General features: G+C 55.5%; 1 rRNA gene. It reads right to left on the bottom strand.

The annotated features are described in order from the left end of the window. A 16S ribosomal RNA gene (locus tag HMPREF2978_RS03805) occupies positions 1–1042 on the bottom strand; the annotation flags it as partial.

Below are 1042 nucleotides of genomic sequence, written 5' to 3'. Positions count from 1 at the left end.
CCTTCCGGTACGGGTACCTTGTTACGACTTCGTCCCAATCGCCGATCCCACCTTCGACAGCTCCCTAACAAGTTTAGGCCACTGGCTTCGGGTGTTACCAACTTTCATGACGTGACGGGCGGTGTGTACAAGGCCCGGGAACGTATTCACCGCAGCATTGCTGATCTGCGATTACTAGCGACTCCGACTTCATGGGGTCGAGTTGCAGACCCCAATCCGAACTAAGGCCGGCTTTCAGCGATTCGCTCCACCTCACAGTGTCGCTGCGCGTTGTACCGACCATTGTAGCATGTGTGAAGCCCTGGACATAAGGGGCATGATGATTTGACGTCATCCCCACCTTCCTCCGAGTTAACCCCGGCAGTCTCTCATGAGTCCCCAACCAAATGCTGGCAACATAAGACAAGGGTTGCGCTCGTTGCGGGACTTAACCCAACATCTCACGACACGAGCTGACGACAACCATGCACCACCTGTACACCAACCACAAGGGACACTACATCTCTGCAGCAATCTGGTGTATGTCAAGCCCAGGTAAGGTTCTTCGCGTTGCATCGAATTAATCCACATGCTCCGCCGCTTGTGCGGGCCCCCGTCAATTCCTTTGAGTTTTAGCCTTGCGGCCGTACTCCCCAGGCGGGGCGCTTAATGCGTTAGCTACGGCACAGAAGACGTGGAAGCCCCCTACACCTAGCGCCCACCGTTTACGGCATGGACTACCAGGGTATCTAATCCTGTTTGCTACCCATGCTTTCGCTCCTCAGCGTCAGTAACTGCCCAGAGACCTGCCTTCGCCATCGGTGTTCCTCCTGATATCTGCGCATTTCACCGCTACACCAGGAATTCCAGTCTCCCCTACAGCACTCAAGTTATGCCCGTATCGCCTGCACGCCCGAAGTTAAGCCCCGGAATTTCACAGACGACGCGACAAACCACCTACGAGCTCTTTACGCCCAGTAATTCCGGACAACGCTCGCACCCTACGTATTACCGCGGCTGCTGGCACGTAGTTAGCCGGTGCTTCTTATACAGGTACCGTCAC

The organism is Corynebacterium sp. HMSC074C01, from assembly GCF_001814605.1.
Classification (GTDB): domain Bacteria; phylum Actinomycetota; class Actinomycetes; order Mycobacteriales; family Mycobacteriaceae; genus Corynebacterium.
This window is presented reverse-complemented; position numbering and strand designations above follow the sequence as displayed.